At 73.8% G+C, this 15,479-nt stretch carries 13 protein-coding genes and 1 pseudogene; 6 read left to right on the forward strand and 8 right to left on the reverse strand.

Annotated features, from left to right (window positions below):
* The 3 genes and pseudogenes from DZG00_RS04790 to DZG00_RS04800 all read left to right on the forward strand — a co-directional run.
* Positions 1-247: pseudogene (locus DZG00_RS04790) on the forward strand (HEAT repeat domain-containing protein); the annotation flags it as partial.
* A gap of 22 nt (positions 248-269) precedes the next feature.
* Entirely contained in the window at positions 270-1,256 is a 987-nt protein-coding gene (locus DZG00_RS04795) for a MerR family transcriptional regulator (RefSeq protein ID WP_233550079.1), read from the forward strand.
* Between the two features lie 130 nt (positions 1,257-1,386).
* On the forward strand, positions 1,387-1,977 hold the full coding sequence (locus tag DZG00_RS04800; RefSeq protein WP_119382928.1) for a dienelactone hydrolase family protein: 591 nt from the start codon (positions 1,387-1,389) through the stop codon (positions 1,975-1,977).
* A gap of 31 nt (positions 1,978-2,008) precedes the next feature.
* Here DZG00_RS04800 and DZG00_RS04805 read toward each other — a convergent pair whose 3' ends face one another.
* The 6 genes from DZG00_RS04805 to DZG00_RS04830 are packed head-to-tail and all read right to left on the reverse strand — an operon-like array spanning position 2,009 to position 11,180.
* Positions 2,009-2,698: a TetR/AcrR family transcriptional regulator gene (locus tag DZG00_RS04805; RefSeq protein ID WP_119382929.1), complete on the reverse strand. Its 690-nt coding sequence runs from the start codon at positions 2,696-2,698 to the stop codon at positions 2,009-2,011.
* Positions 2,699-2,727: 29 nt separating this feature from the next.
* Complete coding sequence (locus DZG00_RS04810; protein ID WP_233550080.1) at positions 2,728-4,407, reverse strand: allophanate hydrolase; 1,680 nt, start codon at positions 4,405-4,407, stop codon at positions 2,728-2,730.
* Positions 4,404-8,069 (reverse strand): urea carboxylase, encoded by a 3,666-nt coding sequence (uca, locus tag DZG00_RS04815; RefSeq protein WP_233550081.1) that lies wholly within the window; start codon positions 8,067-8,069, stop codon positions 4,404-4,406. Before uca ends, DZG00_RS04810 begins: the two co-directional genes overlap by 4 nt.
* On the reverse strand, positions 8,066-8,758 hold the full coding sequence (locus tag DZG00_RS04820) for an urea amidolyase associated protein UAAP2 (RefSeq protein ID WP_119382057.1): 693 nt from the start codon (positions 8,756-8,758) through the stop codon (positions 8,066-8,068). Before DZG00_RS04820 ends, uca begins: the two co-directional genes overlap by 4 nt.
* Positions 8,755-9,597, reverse strand: a complete 843-nt coding sequence (locus tag DZG00_RS04825; protein WP_119382058.1) for an urea amidolyase associated protein UAAP1 — start codon at positions 9,595-9,597, stop codon at positions 8,755-8,757. The genes DZG00_RS04820 and DZG00_RS04825 overlap by 4 nt, the downstream gene beginning before the upstream one ends.
* The gene (locus DZG00_RS04830; RefSeq protein WP_199688929.1) at positions 9,594-11,180 is read right to left on the reverse strand and encodes an APC family permease; all 1,587 of its coding nucleotides are present in this window, start codon (positions 11,178-11,180) and stop codon (positions 9,594-9,596) included. The genes DZG00_RS04825 and DZG00_RS04830 overlap by 4 nt, the downstream gene beginning before the upstream one ends.
* 455 nt (positions 11,181-11,635) lie before the next feature.
* Between DZG00_RS04830 and budC the strand changes: the two genes are divergently transcribed.
* The gene (gene budC, locus DZG00_RS04835) at positions 11,636-12,403 is read left to right on the forward strand and encodes a meso-2,3-butanediol dehydrogenase (protein WP_119382059.1); all 768 of its coding nucleotides are present in this window, start codon (positions 11,636-11,638) and stop codon (positions 12,401-12,403) included.
* Positions 12,404-12,425: 22 nt separating this feature from the next.
* On the forward strand, positions 12,426-13,229 hold the full coding sequence (locus tag DZG00_RS04840) for an Ea47 family protein (RefSeq protein WP_147359925.1): 804 nt from the start codon (positions 12,426-12,428) through the stop codon (positions 13,227-13,229).
* A gap of 81 nt (positions 13,230-13,310) precedes the next feature.
* Here DZG00_RS04840 and DZG00_RS04845 read toward each other — a convergent pair whose 3' ends face one another.
* Together DZG00_RS04845 and DZG00_RS04850 are read right to left on the reverse strand one after the other, a co-directional pair.
* A complete protein-coding gene (locus DZG00_RS04845; RefSeq protein ID WP_119455423.1) occupies positions 13,311-14,075 on the reverse strand; it encodes a hypothetical protein in 765 nt (254 codons plus the stop codon).
* Positions 14,072-14,575 carry an RNA polymerase sigma factor gene (locus DZG00_RS04850; RefSeq protein WP_233549218.1) on the reverse strand — a complete coding sequence of 168 codons (504 nt, stop codon included), beginning with the start codon at positions 14,573-14,575 and terminating at the stop codon, positions 14,072-14,074. The genes DZG00_RS04845 and DZG00_RS04850 overlap by 4 nt, the downstream gene beginning before the upstream one ends.
* A 256-nt stretch (positions 14,576-14,831) precedes the next feature.
* Here DZG00_RS04850 and DZG00_RS04855 point away from each other — a divergent pair.
* The coding region (locus DZG00_RS04855; RefSeq protein ID WP_119455424.1) for a CHRD domain-containing protein at positions 14,832-15,479 on the forward strand (648 nt) is incomplete at its 3' end.

Below are 15,479 nucleotides of genomic sequence, written 5' to 3' on the forward strand. Positions count from 1 at the left end.
GCTCGGCCGCCGCGGCCGCGACACGCAGGCCAGCCTCGCGCGCGCCTTCGCGAGCGTCGGCCGGGCCGCGCTGCCGATCCTCGAGCGGTCGCGGCGCGCGGCGGACGCCCGGGTGCGGATCCACGCGCTCGCCGTGATCGCCGTGCTCGCCGACCCCGACCTGCGCTTCGACGAGGCCGTCGACGAGGCCCGCCGCGCCTCCTTCGGCGCGCACCTCGCGCCTCGCCCGGGCTTGCACCTCCCGTAGCGTCATGTGATCGGGTGGTCCCATGACGCACCCCACCGAGGACGGCCCGGCCGTGAGCACCTCCCCGATCCCGATGCCGATCCCGCCCCGCCAGGTCCGGATCGGCGACGCCGCCGCGTTCGTCGGCGTCACCCCGCGGACCATCCGCCACTACCACCAGATCGGCCTGGCCCCCGAGCCGGAGCGGGGCGCCGACGACCGCCGCCGCTACGGCTACGCCGACATGGTCCGGCTGATGTGGATCCGGCGCATGGCCGACGCCGGGATCGCCCTCGAGGACATCCGGGCCGCGTTCGCCGACCCGGAGGCGGGTGACGCCGCGAACGCCGCCGCCCCGGGTGCCGCCGCCCCGCATCCCGTCGCCGGAGACGACGACGTCGCCGGCGTCCTCGACCGGCTCGAGGCGACCCTCGCGGCCCAGGAGACGGAGCTGCGGCGGCAGCGGGACGCCGTGCGGCGGCTGCGCGCCCGGGGCAGCCGGCTGGGCCTGCTCTCCGACCTCGTCGCCCGCCGACTCGAGGGCCTGCCCGACGGATCCCTGCGCCAGGCCGACCTCGACGGCCTGCTGGTCATGGAGCGCAGCCTCGGCCCGCTCGTCGCGGCCCTCAACGCCACCCGCTACATCGCCGTGGCCACGCTGCCGGGCCTGCGCGAGGCGTCCGACCGGGTGGACGCCGCCGAGGAGGCGCTCGACGACACGGTCGCCGTCGACGACCCGCGCGTGGCGGAGGCGGCGGCGGAGCGGCGCGCGTTCGAGGAGACGCTGCACGCCGCGATCGAGGCGTCCGACCTCCCGCGGCTCGACGAGGAGCTCATGGACGCCTGGGACGAGCTGCACCCCGATGGTCCGGACGACGAGGACGAGGCCCGCGGCGTCACCGGCAGGTCGGCCCGGTCCCTGAGCACGATGGACGCCTTCGCGAAGATGCCCTACGACTTCTCCCCGGCGCGCCTCCGGTGCATGGAGCTGGCCGCGGACTTCATGGTGTGGTCGCCGCCCGCGCGGTGAGCGGGCGTCGTGGTCGCGGATGCCCGTGCCCGAGCCGATCCGACCGCGGACCCTCGGAGTAGGTTCGCGGCACGGCGCCCGCGACAGGAGCGCCGGATCCGCGCCCACGCGGACGAGGAGAGGCGCGCCCATGGCCGAGATCGTGCTGTTCCACCACGTGCAGGGCCGCACCCCCGGGGTGCTGTCCTTCGCCGACGCCCTGCGGGACGGCGGGCACACCGTGCACGTGCCCGACCTGTTCGACGGCGCGCTGCCCGAGTCGATCGAGGCGGGCCTCGCGCTCATGGCGGGCCTCGCCGACCACGTCGTCGCCGAGCGCACCGACCGCGCGCTCGCCGGGCTGCCCGCCGGGCTGGTCTACGCCGGGTCCTCCTGGGGCGGATCCATCGCGCAGCGCCTCGCGCAGACCCGCCCGGGTGCCCGTGGCGCGCTGCTGTACGAGTCGTTCGTGTCGCTCTCCGCCGAGTGGGCGTTCGGGCCGTGGCCCGCGGGGGTGCCGGTGCAGGTGCACGGCATGGCGCGGGATCCGTTCTTCGCGGGCGAGGGCGACCTGGAGGCGGCCCGCGAGCTGGCGGAGGTCGTCGGCCCGGACCTCGCCGAGGTGTTCGTCTACGACGGCGACCGGCACCTCTTCACGGACGCGTCGCTGCCGTCGTCGGATCCCATCGCGACGGCCCTCGTGATCGAGCGGTCGCTGGAGCTGCTGGCGCGGATCGGCTGAGCCGGCACGGCGGCAGCGCGTTCGGCCGACCTCAGGCCGTGACGGCCAGCAGCGCCTCCGCGTCGCGACGCGCCTCGGCGATCTCCGCGGTCCCCAGCCCGCACGCCCGCAGGCACGTGGCGGCGATGGCGTCGCGGTCGGCGTCGTCGGGCTCGCCGCGGCGGCGGAGCTGGATCACGAGCTCGGCCAGCTGGATCAGCACGGCCCCGAGCGCCTCCGGCCCGACCGTCGCGCGCACGTCGGCGGTCGCGGCCGCGGTGCCGATGCGCCCGTACGCCTCCTGCAGCTCGCGGCGCTGGAGGCGGAACCCGTCGTAGCGCTCGCCCTGCACCTCGGGCAGCAGGTAGAGCGTGCCGATGTTGTGCGGGGTGTCGGCGAGCGTGCGGAAGTCGACCATCACGAGCGCGTGCAGCGCGGCGGCGGCGGAGGCGCGCTCGGGCACAAGGTCCTCGATGCCGCGGACCACGTCGAGGCTCGGGCGCACGGAGCGCGTGAGCAGCTCGACGAGCAGGTCGTCCTTGCCGGCGAAGTGGTAGTAGAGCGACGCCTGCCGGATCCCGACCCGCTCGGCGATCGCGCGCGTCGACGTGCCGCTCAGGCCGTGCTCGGCGAAGAGCGCGGCGGCGGCGTCGAGGATCTGCTCGCGGGGGCTCAGCGGGGATCCGGCGTCGGGCACGACCCGGGGGCGGCCCACGCGGCCGGGCTTGTCGTCCTTGGCCATCGGGCCATCCTCGCAGGCGGCGGCCCGCGTCACGCGCTCCTCCGGTAGGCCCGCCACCCGCCGTGCCTCGTGATCTCCGTCGCGCCCTCCACCGCGTGCCCCTCCACGAGGAAGCCGCGGACCTCGGATCCGTCGTCGAGCGTCACACGGCCGATGGCCATGGGCGCGGGCAGCGCGGCCGTGAACGTGGCGAAGCCCGCTGCGGGGAGGCGCCACAGCTCGCCGGCGATGCTCGCGGCCTGCCCGGACGACCCCGGCGCGACGCGCGCGAGCCCCGGCTTCGGCGGCACGGTGTCGAGCGCGAACAGCCGGTACTCGGGCGCGGTCGCGGCGTCGCGGAGGAAGGATCCGCCCGCCGCCACGAGCTGCCCGTTGAGCTGCTCGCCGCGCAGGTGCGCGCCCACCACGAGGAGGTCGATGGTGGGGGCGAGGAACGCGGTCGCGAGCGCGGCGAGCCGACGGTCGGTGAAGGCCGGGCCCGTGAGCATCACGCCGAAGGGCAGCCCGGCGACCTGGCCGGCGGGGATCGCGAGCGAGGCGAGGTCGAGCAGGTTCGCGCAGTTCGTGTAGCGGCCGAGGCGGCTGTTGGCGCCGACCGGATCCGCGGCCACCTCCGCGAGCGTCGGGTGCCCGGTGGTCGTCGGCGTCAGCAGCGCGACCGCGTCGCCGAGCACGCGCCGGCTCGCGGCGGCGAGCAGGTCGAGCCGCTCCCGGTCGGCGAACAGGTCGGCGGCGCTCGGACGGGCGCCCGCGAGCACGATGCGCGCGACCGTGGGGTCGAGGTCGTCGCCCACGAGATCCGGGTGCGCCTCGATGTGCGCGCCGACCGCGGCGTACCGCTCGGCGACGAACGCGCCGTCGTAGAGCAGGGTCGCGGCCTCGAGCAGCGGTGCGATGTCGACCTCCACGACCTCGCAGCCGAGCTGGCGGAACCGGTCGACGGCGGCGGCGAACGCCCCGTCCCATCCCTCGTCGAGCCCGGCGAGCTGCGCGGGCAGCGGCACGGCGACGCGCGGCCGGGTCGGCAGGCCAGCGAGCGCGAGGTCGTCGCGGGCGAGCGGATCCTCGCCGTCCGGCCCCGACATGACCTCCGCCGCCGCGCGCGCGAGCTCCAGCGACCGGCCGAACACGGTCACGCAGTCGAGCGACCGGCAAGCGGGCACGACGCCCGTGGCCGGCACGAGTCCTCGCGTGGGCTTCACGCCGACGATCCCGCCGAGCGCGGCGGGCACGCGCCCGGACCCCGCGGTGTCGGTGCCGAGCGCGATGTCGACGATGCCGAGGGCGACCGCGGTCGCGGATCCGCTCGACGAGCCGCCCGAGATGCGCGTCGGATCCCACGCGTTCCGCACCGCGCCGAACGGCGAGCGGGTGCCGACGAGCCCGGTCGCGAACTGGTCGAGGTTCGCCTTGCCGATCACGATCGCGCCGGCCGCGCGCAGCCGCGCCACCGCGGTCGCGTCGCGCTCCGGCCGGTACGCGTACGAGCGCGCGCCCGCCGTGGTGTCGAGCCCGGCGACGTCGATGTTGTCCTTCACGGCGACGAGGATCCCGGCGAGCGGCAGCGCCGGATCCACCGCCTCCGCCTCGGCGAGTACCTCGGCCTCGGGACGCAGCGCGATCCACACCTCCGGCCGGTCGACCTCGGCGATGCGCGCGTAGGCGTCGCGCACGCGGGCGGCGGGGGAGACGGCGGGGACGGGGATCACGATGCGGCTCCGATCACGGCGAGGACCTGCCCGGGCGCGACCTGCTCCCCGGGCCGGATGTGGACGTCGAGCACGCGGCCGGCCGCGGTCGCGCCGACGACGGACTCCATCTTCATGGCCTCCACCGCGAGCACGGGGTCGCCGACCGCGACGAGGTCGCCCGGGCGCACGTCCACGCGCCAGACGGTGGAGGTGAACGGCGCCGTGACGGTGGTGGCGCCGGGCGGGATCGGCACGGTCGCGGCCTCGACCACGGGCGGCTCGTCGCGCACGTCGAACTCGCCCGACAGGCGCCAGCGCGCCTTCTCCTCCTCGAACGCGCGCGTCTGCGTCTCGCGGAAGTCGCGGATCGACGCGTCGTTCGCCGCCAGGAACGCGTGGTGGTCGGCGATGGAGAACTCGCCGTCCTCCGTCTCGTAGTGCCCGCGTCCCGCGTCCGTCTCGGCGCGCAGCTCCAGCAGCTCCTCCGCGCCGACCGGGTACCACTCGATGCGGTCGAAGAAGCGCAGCGCCCACGGGTCCTCCTGGAAGAGGCCGCCGCGGCGGAAGCGGTTCCAGATCTGCACGGTGCGGCCGACGAACTGGTACCCGCCCGGCCCCTCCATCCCGTAGATGCAGAGGTACGCGCCCCCGATGCCGACGGAGTTCTCGGCTGTCCAGGTGCGCGCCGGGTTGTACTTCGTGGTCACCAGGCGGTGGCGCGGATCGAGCGGCGTGGCCACGGGCGCGCCGAGGTACACGTCGCCGAGGCCGAGCACGAGGTAGCTCGCGTCGAAGACCGTGCGGAAGACGTCGTCGACCGAGTCGAGGCCGTTGATGCGGCGGATGAACTCGATGTTCCACGGCGTCCACGGTGCGTCGTCGCGGACGCCGGCCATGTAGCGCTCGATCGCGAGGCGCGTCGCCGGGTCGTCCCAGGAGAGCGGCAGCCGCACCTTCCGCGACGGCACGACGAGCTGCCCGGTCGGCGGGATCTCGTCCTCCAGCTCCTGCAGCAGCCGCGTGACGGCCGTGGCCTTGAGCACGCGCGCGTCGGTGCGGACCTGGAGCGAGCGGATCCCCGGCGTCACCTCGAGCACGCCGGGCGGCATGTGCTCCTGCAGCCGGGTCATGAGCGCGTGGACGCGCATGCGGAGGGCGATGTCGAGGGTCATGTCGCCGTACTCGACGAGCACGTTGTCGTCGCCGTCGCGGCGGTACGCGACGCCGGGCCGCGCGTCGGTGGGCTCGAGGCGGCCGATAACGCCGTCGTCGCCGTCACCGCCCGCGCGGATCACCTGGAGCGAGGAGCGCGCGTCCACGAGCGACGCGGCGGCCGCCTCCGTCACGGGCACGAAGCGCACGGTGTCGCCGGGACGCAGCTGGCCGAGCTTCCACAGCTCGCCGCTCGCCACGACCGCCGGGCACACGAACCCGCCGAGCGACGGCCCGTCTGGCCCGAGGATGATCGGGGTGTCGCCCGTGAAGTCGATCGCGCCCACGGCGTACGGGGTGTCGTGGATGTTCGACGGGTGCAGGCCCGCCTCGCCGCCGTCCTCGCGCGCCCAGCCGGGCCGGGGCCCGATGAGCCGGATCCCGGTGCGCGCCGAGTTGTGGTGCACGCCGTAGTCGGTGGCGTAGAGCACGTCGATGTCCTCGCGCGTGAAGAAGTCGGGCGCCGCGTGCGGGCCCTCGGTGACGCCGATCTCCCACGTCGAGGTGAGCGCCGGCCGGCGGTGCGCGGGGGTCGGGCCGCCGATGATCCCGAGGCGCGCCCCCGCGGGGAACGCGGGGTGCGCCGCGTCCGAGTCGGGGGATCCGGGCCGCAGCACGTCGCCCGCGAGCAGCGCCCGACCCGCGTGCCCGCCGAAGCGGCCGAGCGTGAACGTGGATGCGGACCCCAGGTACGCGGGCACGTCGATCCCGCCGCGCACGGCCAGGAACAGGCGGAGGCCGGGCCCGTCGGCGCGGCCGATCGCGAGCGTCTGCCCGGCGGCGACCTCGAGCGGCTCCCACATCCGGGCGGGCTCGCCGTCGATCGTGACCAGCGCGGGCGCGCCCGTCACCGCCACGACGGACGCGGTCGAGAAGCGCAGCACGGGTCCGTCGGCCGTGATCTCGAGGCCGGGCGCGCCCTCCGGGTTGCCGACCGCGAGGTTCGCCTCCGCGAGCGACACCGGGTCGAACGGCCCGCTCGGCGGCACCCCGACCTGCCAGTACCCGAGCCGGCCGGGGAGGTCCTGCACGGTGGTCATGGTGCCGGGGGAGATCACGTCGATGCGCGGCGCCGGGTCCTCCGTCTCGTCGAGCGTCGACGTGGAGTGCGTGGCCGTGCGCAGCTCGATGTCGTCGGTGAGCGCCCGCAGCAGGCCGATGTTGGTGACGATGCCGTCGATCCGGGAGCCGTCGAGCGCCTCGCCGAGGAGGTCGAGCGCGTCGTCGCGGGTCTCGCCCGTGGCGATGACCTTCGCGAGCAGCGGGTCGTAGGAGGCGGAGACCTCGAGGCCGGTCTCGATCCAGCCGTCGACGCGGATCCCCGGGCCCGTCGCCAGCACGGCCTGCGTCACGAGGCCGCTCGACGGGAGGGATCCCTTCGCCGGGTCCTCCGCGTAGACGCGGGCCTCGACGGCGTGGCCCTCGGGGATCCACTCGCGCGTGAAGAGGTCGTCGGGGAGGCCGGCGGCGCCGTCGCGCGCGAGCCGCAGCATGAGCTCCACGAGGTCGACGCCGTGCACCTCCTCGGTCACGGGGTGCTCGACCTGCAGGCGCGTGTTCACCTCGAGGAACGCGGCCTCCTCGCGCACCGGGTCGTAGACGAACTCGACCGTGCCGGCGCTGCGGTAGGAGACCGACTCCGCGAGTGCACGGGCCGAGTCGTGCAGCTGCGCGCGCACCCGGTCGGGCAACGCGGGCGCCGGCGCCTCCTCGATGACCTTCTGGTTGCGGCGCTGCAGCGAGCAGTCGCGGTCGCCGATCACGGCCACGCGGCCCTCGCCGTCGCCCACGAGCTGCACCTCCACGTGCCGGGCCGGGCGCACGAGCCGCTCGAGGAAGATGCCGGTGGATCCGAACGCCGACTCCGCGAGCCGCGTCACCCGCCCGAACGCCTCGCGCACCTCGGCGGGCGTCGCGCACGCCTGCATGCCGATGCCGCCCCCGCCGCCCGTGGCCTTGAGCATCACCGGCAGGCCGATGCGCTGGGCCTCCGCGACGGCCTCGTCGGCGTCCGCCAGGAGCCCGGTCCCGGCGAGCAGCGGGACGCCGGCGGCCTCGGCCAGCTCGCGCGCGGTGTGCTTCGCGCCGAACGCGAGGATCTGGTCGGCGGTCGGGCCGACGAAGCGGATCCCCGCCTCCTCGCAGGCCGACGCGAACTCCAGGTTCTCGCTGAGGAACCCGTAGCCGGGGTGGATGAGGCCGGCACCGGTCGCGCGCGCCGCCTCGATGATCGCGTCGATGCGCAGGTACGACTCGCGCGGCGCCGCCGGGCCGAGCCGCACGGCCTCGTCGGCCTCGCGCACGTGGGGCGCTGCCCGGTCGGCGTCGGAGAACACCGCGACCGTGCGCATCCCCATGGCCTTCGCGGTGCGGATCACGCGGCACGCGATCTCGCCCCGGTTGGCGACGAGGACGGTGTCGAGGTCGAGCGGGCCGCTGTCGGGCGCGATGCGCTCGCCGCCGCTCACGGCTGCACCACGATCATCCGCAGCGGCGTGCAGCTGAAGTCGTTGCACGGGTTGTTCATCTGCGGGCAGTTGGAGACGATCACCAGCACGTCCCGCTCCGCGCGCAGCGCCACGCGCTTCCCGGGCGCGCTGAGGCCGTCGACGATCCCGAGGGATCCGTCCTCCTCCACGGGCACGTTCATGAACCAGTTGATGTTCGAGACGATGTCGCGCGCCCCGAGCCCGTGCCGCGACGCCTCGCTGAGGAAGTTCTCGCGGCAGCCGTGCTGGTACGCGGTGTGGTGGCCGTAGCGGAGCGTGTTCGACTCCTTCGAGCAGGCGCCGCCGAGGGTGTCCTGGCGGTCGATCTCGTTGCCCACCACGGTCATCAGCGGCCGGCCCTCGCTCGACATCAGCACGGTGCCGGTGCGGATGTACGCGTTGCCCTGCGCCACGAGGGTGTCGGGCACGCTGTAGCGCTCGTCGGGATCCTCAGCGTCGTAGATCAGGCAGTCGGCGGACTGGTTGCCGCCCACGTCCACGATCGTGAGCACCTCGCCCGCGCGCACCACGGCGGACCACGGCGCGAGCGGCGCCACGCGGTCGTCCCGCACGACGGTGCCGGCGACGAGCGACGAGCCCCAGTCGAGCACGGCGTCGGGCGCGTGGACGGCGCCGGTCGGGACGGTGGACGCGATGGCCTCGGTCATCGGGTTCCTCTCGCTTCGCAGTGGTCGATCGAGTTCAGGTACGCGCGCGTGAGCTCCGGGGTCGCGTGGAAGCGCGCGTCGGCAGGTCCCGTGGGGGATCCGCGCCAGGCGTGGATCCGCAGCGGGCCCACCGTGTGGTCGGACCGCGGGTCGAGCGGGTGCGGCACGTTCGCGATGAGCACCAGGAGCGGCATCTCGGCCACGAGCGTCACGTGCGTGCCGGGCCCGGCGGATCCGGTGGGCCGCAGCCCGCCGTCCGCATCCACCCGCACGCCCTGGAAGAAGGAGACGCTCGGCGGCAGATCGCGCCGGGTGAGGCCGTGCTTCGCGGCGGCCTTCACCAGCAGCGAGCGGCCGCTGGGCGTCGGGCCCTCGGGCGCGGACCCGCCGTAGCGCCGGTCGTTGAGCGCGTCGGTCGAGGTGCCGCAGAGCGCGTCGTGGTGGCCGGAGGTGTCCTCCACGATGCTCGCGAGGATCCGGCCGTCGCCGCTCAGCAGCGGGGAGCCCTGGCCGAGGTACGCCTGCCACGGGATCTTCACGGTGTCGGCCACGTTCAGCCGCTCCCACGGTGCCTCCGCGTCGTACAGCACGAGGTGCGCGCACGCGTCGCCCGTGGGGTCGTCGAGGCGGAGACGGGATCCGCGCGCCAGCACCCGGTGCGCGTACCCGCCGGGCGCCACGGTCTCGGCCCAGGTGAGCTCCTCCGCCGCGACGCCGTCGGGCCGGTGCGGCGACGAGGACGCGGGGACGTACGGCATCCACTCGCTCCGGCGGTCGGCCTGCGCGCGGGCGTCCTCGCGGGACGCGGTGACGCTGTCGGTCGTGTGCAGGTCCCTCATCGGATGCCCGCCCCCGCCTGCTCGACCACCGGGATCGTCGCGGTGGTCGGCACCTCGGTCAGCTGGATCGGCCCGTCGGAGCGGTGCCGCCACGCGTGGTACCCCCAGCCGACGGCGAGGGTCGCGCCGATGAAGAGCAGCGCGCTGTACTGCAGCCACCACGACTCGCCCGTGAGGTCGTAGATCTCGGGGCGCGGCCAGATCAGGTTGACGGCCATGCCCGCCTGGAAGAGCACGGCGACGAGGTTGACCGGGATCCCCCAGCGGCCGAGCGTGAACAGCGGCCTGCCGTCCTCGTCGACGCCGCCCCGCGGGAAGCGCCCGCGGATGCGCGCCACGAGCAGCGGCCCGGTCACCCCGAGGTAGGCGAGGTACAGCATCGCGATGCAGAGGCTCGAGAGCGCCGTGAAGATCGCCGACTGCCCGGCGTTGACCGCGAGCGCGAGGACCGCGCCGACGCCGACCACGACGGAGGTGAGCACCGGCGTGCCCGTGCGCGGCGACACCTTCGCGAGCTGGCGGTGGAACGGCAGGGCCTTCTCGCGGGCCATCGAGTAGATCATGCGGGTACCCGAGGTCTGCACGGCGAGCGTGCACGCGAACACCGCGACCGCGACCGCGCAGAGGAGCAGGCGGCCGCCCACCTCGCCGGCGACCGAGGTGATCACCCAGGCGAGGCCCTGCGTGGCGAGGTTCCCGTCGGTGAGGCTGGGCGCCGCGACGAGCGCGCCCACGATGAGCAGCGCCCCGCCGAGCCCGGACACCGTGAGCGCGCGGATGATCGTCCTCGGCGTGGTCTTCCGGGGGCTGTGCGTCTCCTCGGCGAGCTCGCCCGCGGAGTCGAAGCCGACCATCACGTAGGCGGCCATGAGGGAGGAGGCGAGGAAGGCCCACACGTACGGCTCCGTGCTCACGGACCCGGCCGTCGAGAAGACGACCTCGGGTCCCCGCTTCGGCAGCAGGAACAGCACGGCGACGAGCGCGACCACGCCCACCATCTCGATGGCGACGCCCGCGGTCGTGACCCGCGCCATCAGCCGCACGCTGAGGATGTTCACGACCGTGGTGATGGCCAGCATGATGATCCCGAGCAGCACCGCGTTCGCGGATCCCGTGGGGGAGGCGACCGACGGATCCGCGTCCGGCCCGCCCACGATCTGGAACCCGGCCCAGATGGACGGCAGCACGGCCTGCACGGCGATGGCCGCGACGGCGACCGTGAGGATCTGGCCGACGATCATGGTCCAGCCGGTGAACCAGCCGAACGTGGTGCCCGCGAGCCGGCTCGACCACTGGAAGATCGCGCCCGAGATGGGCCACGACGCCGCGAGCTGCGCGAAGTTGAGCGCCACCAGCAGCTGGCCCGCGAAGACGATCGGCCACGCCCAGAAGAAGGCCGCGCCGCCCAGCCCGAAGCCGAGCCCGAAGAGCTGGAACACCGTGGTGAGGATCGACACGAAGGAGAACCCCGCCGCGAAGGACGAGAACGGGCCGACGCCGCGATGCAGCTCCTGCGCGTAGCCGGGCGGGATGACCGGGGCGGAGGCAGGGGCCGCGGCGTCCTGCGCGTAGCCGGGCGGGATGACCGGGGCGGAGGCAGGGGCCGCGGCGTCCTGCGCGTAGCCGGGCGGGATGACGGGGGCGGGGGCCGTGGTGGGTGCGGCGGCCGACGAGGGGGTGTGCGGGGTGCTCAATGTTCTGGCCTCTCACGAGGGCGCGGTGGTGCGTGTGCGCCGGAGATCCGGTTGCCCGGTCGGAGTATCTATCGAGCGATAGGTATTTCCGTCCAGTGTGGTTCTGCCCCGTATCGCGGCCGTTTCCCTCGTGTTACCGGCGTGTATCTTCTCCGCGGCGACGGATCCGCGTGCTCGGCGGGGGTCTCCGCGGCCCGCCGTCGAGGGTCCGCCGTCCTCCGGATCGGCTCCACGGCCCTTGACGTACGCGGCGGCGCGGAGTCGGCTGGATGCTCCCGACGGCGGTGCGCGCGCCTCGCGGCGAGGGCGCCCGTCGTCCCCGCGAACCCATCAGGAGGATCACCATGGCTGGACGCTTCGACGGCAGGGTCGTCATCATCACGGGCGCCGGATCCGGCATCGGCGAGGCCACCGCCCGCCGCTTCGTCGCCGAGGGCGCGAAGGTCGTCATCACCGACAGCGTCGAGGACAAGATCCGCGCGGTCGCCGACTCGCTCCCCGAGGGCAGCGTCACGGCGCTCGCCGCGGACGCCGCGGTCTCGGCCGACGCCGACCGGGCCGTCGCCACCGCGCTCGACGCGTACGGCCGCCTCGACGTGCTCGTCAACAACGCCGGCACGTTCCAGGCCGGGCCGATCTCGGGCATCACCGACGAGGAGTGGCACCGCGTCATCGACACCGACCTCTCGGGCGTCTTCTACGGCACCCGGGCCGCGCTGCCGCACCTCGTGGAGACGCGCGGATCCATCGTGAACGTGTCGTCCGTGTCGGGCATGGCGGCGGACCACCACATGAGCGCCTACAACGCGGCCAAGGGCGGCGTGAGCAACTTCACGCGCGCGTCCGCGCTCGACCACGGCGTCGACGGCGTGCGCGTGAACGCGGTCGCGCCCGGCCTCATCTGGACCGAGCTCGTCGCCGGCAAGGAGGACGACGAGGAGCTGAAGGCCGAGTTCGCGAAGCGCATCTCGCTCGGCCGCGGCGGCCGGGCGGACGAGGTCGCGGCCGCCATCGCGTTCCTCGCGAGCGACGACGCGTCGTTCATCACCGGCGCGATCCTGCCCGTCGACGGCGGCACCACGGCGAGCAACGGGCAGCCCTCGCAGGCGTAGGGCGCGCCGCGCCGCCGAGTTGGTGCTCGAGACGAAAGTGATGCGCGGTCTCTATCCGCAAATCGCCCTTGGGGCGATGATAAACAGTAACATCACATACGTGTCCAGTTGCCTATTCCAAAAGCCGCATTCCGACTGTCCGCTTCCGACAGCGGAAGATCGTTTTGCGGAATCAGAGTATCTGATGTCGCGGCTTGAGCTGGAGTATCACGACCCCCGGGTGTACAGATACAATCTGAACGCCGTGCTCTCTTCCATGGCGGCATTATCAGAGATTCTGCAAAAAGAGATGGAGAAAAAGGGCGACGGTGATCAGTGGAAAGAGCTGATAAAAGCTCCCTTCACCGATGATCCGTGGTTATCGAGCATCACGCGTGCTCGCAATGTTGCCATCCACCAGCGTGCCATATTAAGCGGAAGCAAGGTCGACATAGGCCTCTTCCGTTGGCGTCGCCACAAGATGTCGATGCATGCGGATCTGCCTCACGATGTCCCGAGTTCCGAGCTCTTGCGACGCTGGACTTCGAGCGAGGCGGGGCAATTGTTCCTTGATGAGGAGCATTCTGCCCTCGGCGAGGAGTACGGAGTGTGGAGGCGGTATCACGTCGCGCAGATCAGTGAGACCGAGGACACACTTACTCATCTCAGGCGTGGCTACATTAGAAATCACGATAAGTTGCGCACCGCTCATGCGTGCTATGGGATAAATGCTCCCGCGTTCGACGACACGCTGTTGCTGTCTCCTGAGTCACTGTCAAACGTCACTGTTCTCTTGGAAAGCGATGTCGATCAGACGCTGTGGAGGAAGTGGGGTTGGGTCAACTAGTACTCGTAGGCCGATATGAGGGCTTGTCGACCTGACCGTAATTCACGTCTTTGTTGCCGGCAGATTATTGCCCGCGTCGGGTCAGGCCGTGACGGGCGGCAGCTCGGCCACCGCGATGCGGTCGCCCGCGGCGTCGCGGATCTCGACGGACGCCGCGTCCTCGCGCAGCACGTCGGCGTTGAGGCGGCAGTCGATGCGCACGCTCGAGCCGAGCATCGTGCCGGACGCGTGCTCGCCGCCCGTGGCGTCCAGCACCACGACGGAGAACGCGTCGCCCGCGGGCAGCCCGTCGATCGAGAGTACCGTCTCGGTGCCCCAGGTGTGCGCGACGACGTCGCCCTCCACGTCGACGCCCGCGGGCGCGCCCGCGAAGGTCACGTCCTCGACGGCGCCGAGCGTGCCGGCCGGTCCCGTCGCGACCTCGGCGCGCGGGGTCGCGAGGAACGCGCCGCCGACTGCTCCGAGCGCCAGGCAGGCCGCCGCGCCCGCGATCAGGAGCGCGGTGCGGCGGGGGCGGGATCCGCGGGTCGCACGGCGCTCATCGAGGTCGGTGGGCCGGTGCGCGTCCGTCGTCGTCGCGGCCTCCCCGCGCCCGTCCGCGATCACGTCGATCCGCCGCGCCAGCTCCTCGCTCGGCTCCGCCTGCTGCCACGCACCGAGCTCGCCGAGAGCCGCGGGCAGTCCGCCGAGCAGCGCGATCTCCTCGTCGATCGTCGGGTCGGCCGCGCGCATCGAGGTGAACTCCGCGCTCTCGGCGGGGGAGAGGTCGTCGGCGAGGGCGGCGGCGATGAGCTCGGCGCGGCGGTCGTCGGGCTCCACGGGGTCGGGTCGCGTGTCGTCGGTCATGCGGGATCCACTTCGTCGAGATGCGTGCGGAGGGCGCGGAGCGCGTGGAAGACGCGCGTGCGCAGGGTGGCGACGGGGACGCCCGTGGCCGTGGAGAGCTCCTGGTAGCTGAGCCCGGTGAGGTGGACGGCGACGACGGCCTCGCGGTGGGCGTCGCTGAGGCGCGCGAGCCCCTCGACGATCCCGAGCCGGTCGAGCGGATCCGCCTCCCGCGTCGCCTGCTCCGGCGCCTCCTCCTCGGCGACGATCCGCGGCGTTCGGGCCCGTGCGCGGTGCACGTCGAGGATCACCCGGCGCTCGATCGCGAACAGCCACGTGCGCGCGCTGCCGCGCTCGCCGTCGAAGGAGTCGCGCGCCCGCCAGGCGCGGAGGAACGTCTCCTGCACGCAGTCCTCGGCGAGCTGGCGATCCTGCAGCGCGTTGACCGCGAACCCGAGCAGCGCGCTGCCGTGCTCCGCGAACGCCCGCCGCACGTCGAAGCCGGGCGGGGGTGCGCTCATCGTGCTCCGCTCGGGTGCAGGGGCCGGACGCGTCAGGACGAGCGCCATCGTGATCCCCTCAGCCTAGGCGGCGGGTGCGCGCCCTCACCGGGGGATACGTCGGGGGAGGGCCGGGCGTTCATCCGGCGGGGTGGGGAGGGGCCGCGACCGGCTCCGAACGGATTCCGGCACCCGATGAACGCCCGCCGCCGTCCGTGCGTATGCCCTGTCAGAAGCGGTGCCCGCCCGGGCGCCCCACCACGAGAGGCTGCACGCGATGACGCACACGAGACTCGTCCGGAACATGACCATCGGGGGCGCGGCTGCCGCGGCCCTCACCCTCCTCGCCGCGACGCCCGCGTCCGCCGAGACGACCGTCCCCGAGCCCGACCGCTTCACGAGCGCCTTCACCGTGATGGCGACGCCCGACCAGGTGCTCAACGCCGACGGCGTCGCGACCCCGGGCGAGCCCGGCGCGACCGGCCGCTTCGACCTCCGCCTCGACTCCGCGTCGAACACCATCTGCTACGACATCACCCTCACGGGCGTCACGGGCGAGTACCAGAGCCCGGCGAAGACGGCCACGCACATCCACCAGGCCGCCGTCGGCAAGGCCGGCCCGCCGCGCATCGCGTTCCCGAACCCGGTCGACGCCGGGGACGGCACGCGCACCAGCTCCGGCTGCATGCAGGGGCCGTTCACCACGGGCGTCGCCCCGGACGGCAAGGACACCGGCGAGGGCTTCACGGTCGCGCAGATCGAGGCCGACCCGTCCGCGTTCGCGGCCGACACCCACACCGCGTCGTTCACGGCGGGCGCCGTGCGCGGCCAGCTGACCCAGGTGCCGGTCGGCGGCGTCGACACGGGCGCGGGCGGATCCGCGACCTCCACCTCGGCCGCCCTCCCGCTCGTCGCGGGCGGCGGC

Source organism: Clavibacter lycopersici (genome assembly GCF_003576405.1).
Classification (GTDB): domain Bacteria; phylum Actinomycetota; class Actinomycetes; order Actinomycetales; family Microbacteriaceae; genus Clavibacter; species Clavibacter lycopersici.

What these genes read in the sequence shown, in the direction of transcription:
- DZG00_RS04795 (WP_233550079.1), top strand. Translation starts at nt 270, where the DNA reads ATGACGCACCCCACCGAGGACGGCCCGGCCGTGAGCACCTCCCCGATC.
- DZG00_RS04800 (WP_119382928.1), top strand. Translation starts at nt 1,387, where the DNA reads ATGGCCGAGATCGTGCTGTTCCACCACGTGCAGGGCCGCACCCCCGGG.
- DZG00_RS04805 (WP_119382929.1), bottom strand. Translation starts at nt 2,698, where the DNA reads ATGGCCAAGGACGACAAGCCCGGCCGCGTGGGCCGCCCCCGGGTCGTG.
- DZG00_RS04820 (WP_119382057.1), bottom strand. Translation starts at nt 8,758, where the DNA reads ATGACCGAGGCCATCGCGTCCACCGTCCCGACCGGCGCCGTCCACGCG.
- DZG00_RS04825 (WP_119382058.1), bottom strand. Translation starts at nt 9,597, where the DNA reads ATGAGGGACCTGCACACGACCGACAGCGTCACCGCGTCCCGCGAGGAC.
- budC (WP_119382059.1), top strand. Translation starts at nt 11,636, where the DNA reads ATGGCTGGACGCTTCGACGGCAGGGTCGTCATCATCACGGGCGCCGGA.
- DZG00_RS04845 (WP_119455423.1), bottom strand. Translation starts at nt 14,075, where the DNA reads ATGACCGACGACACGCGACCCGACCCCGTGGAGCCCGACGACCGCCGC.
- DZG00_RS04850 (WP_233549218.1), bottom strand. Translation starts at nt 14,575, where the DNA reads ATGAGCGCACCCCCGCCCGGCTTCGACGTGCGGCGGGCGTTCGCGGAG.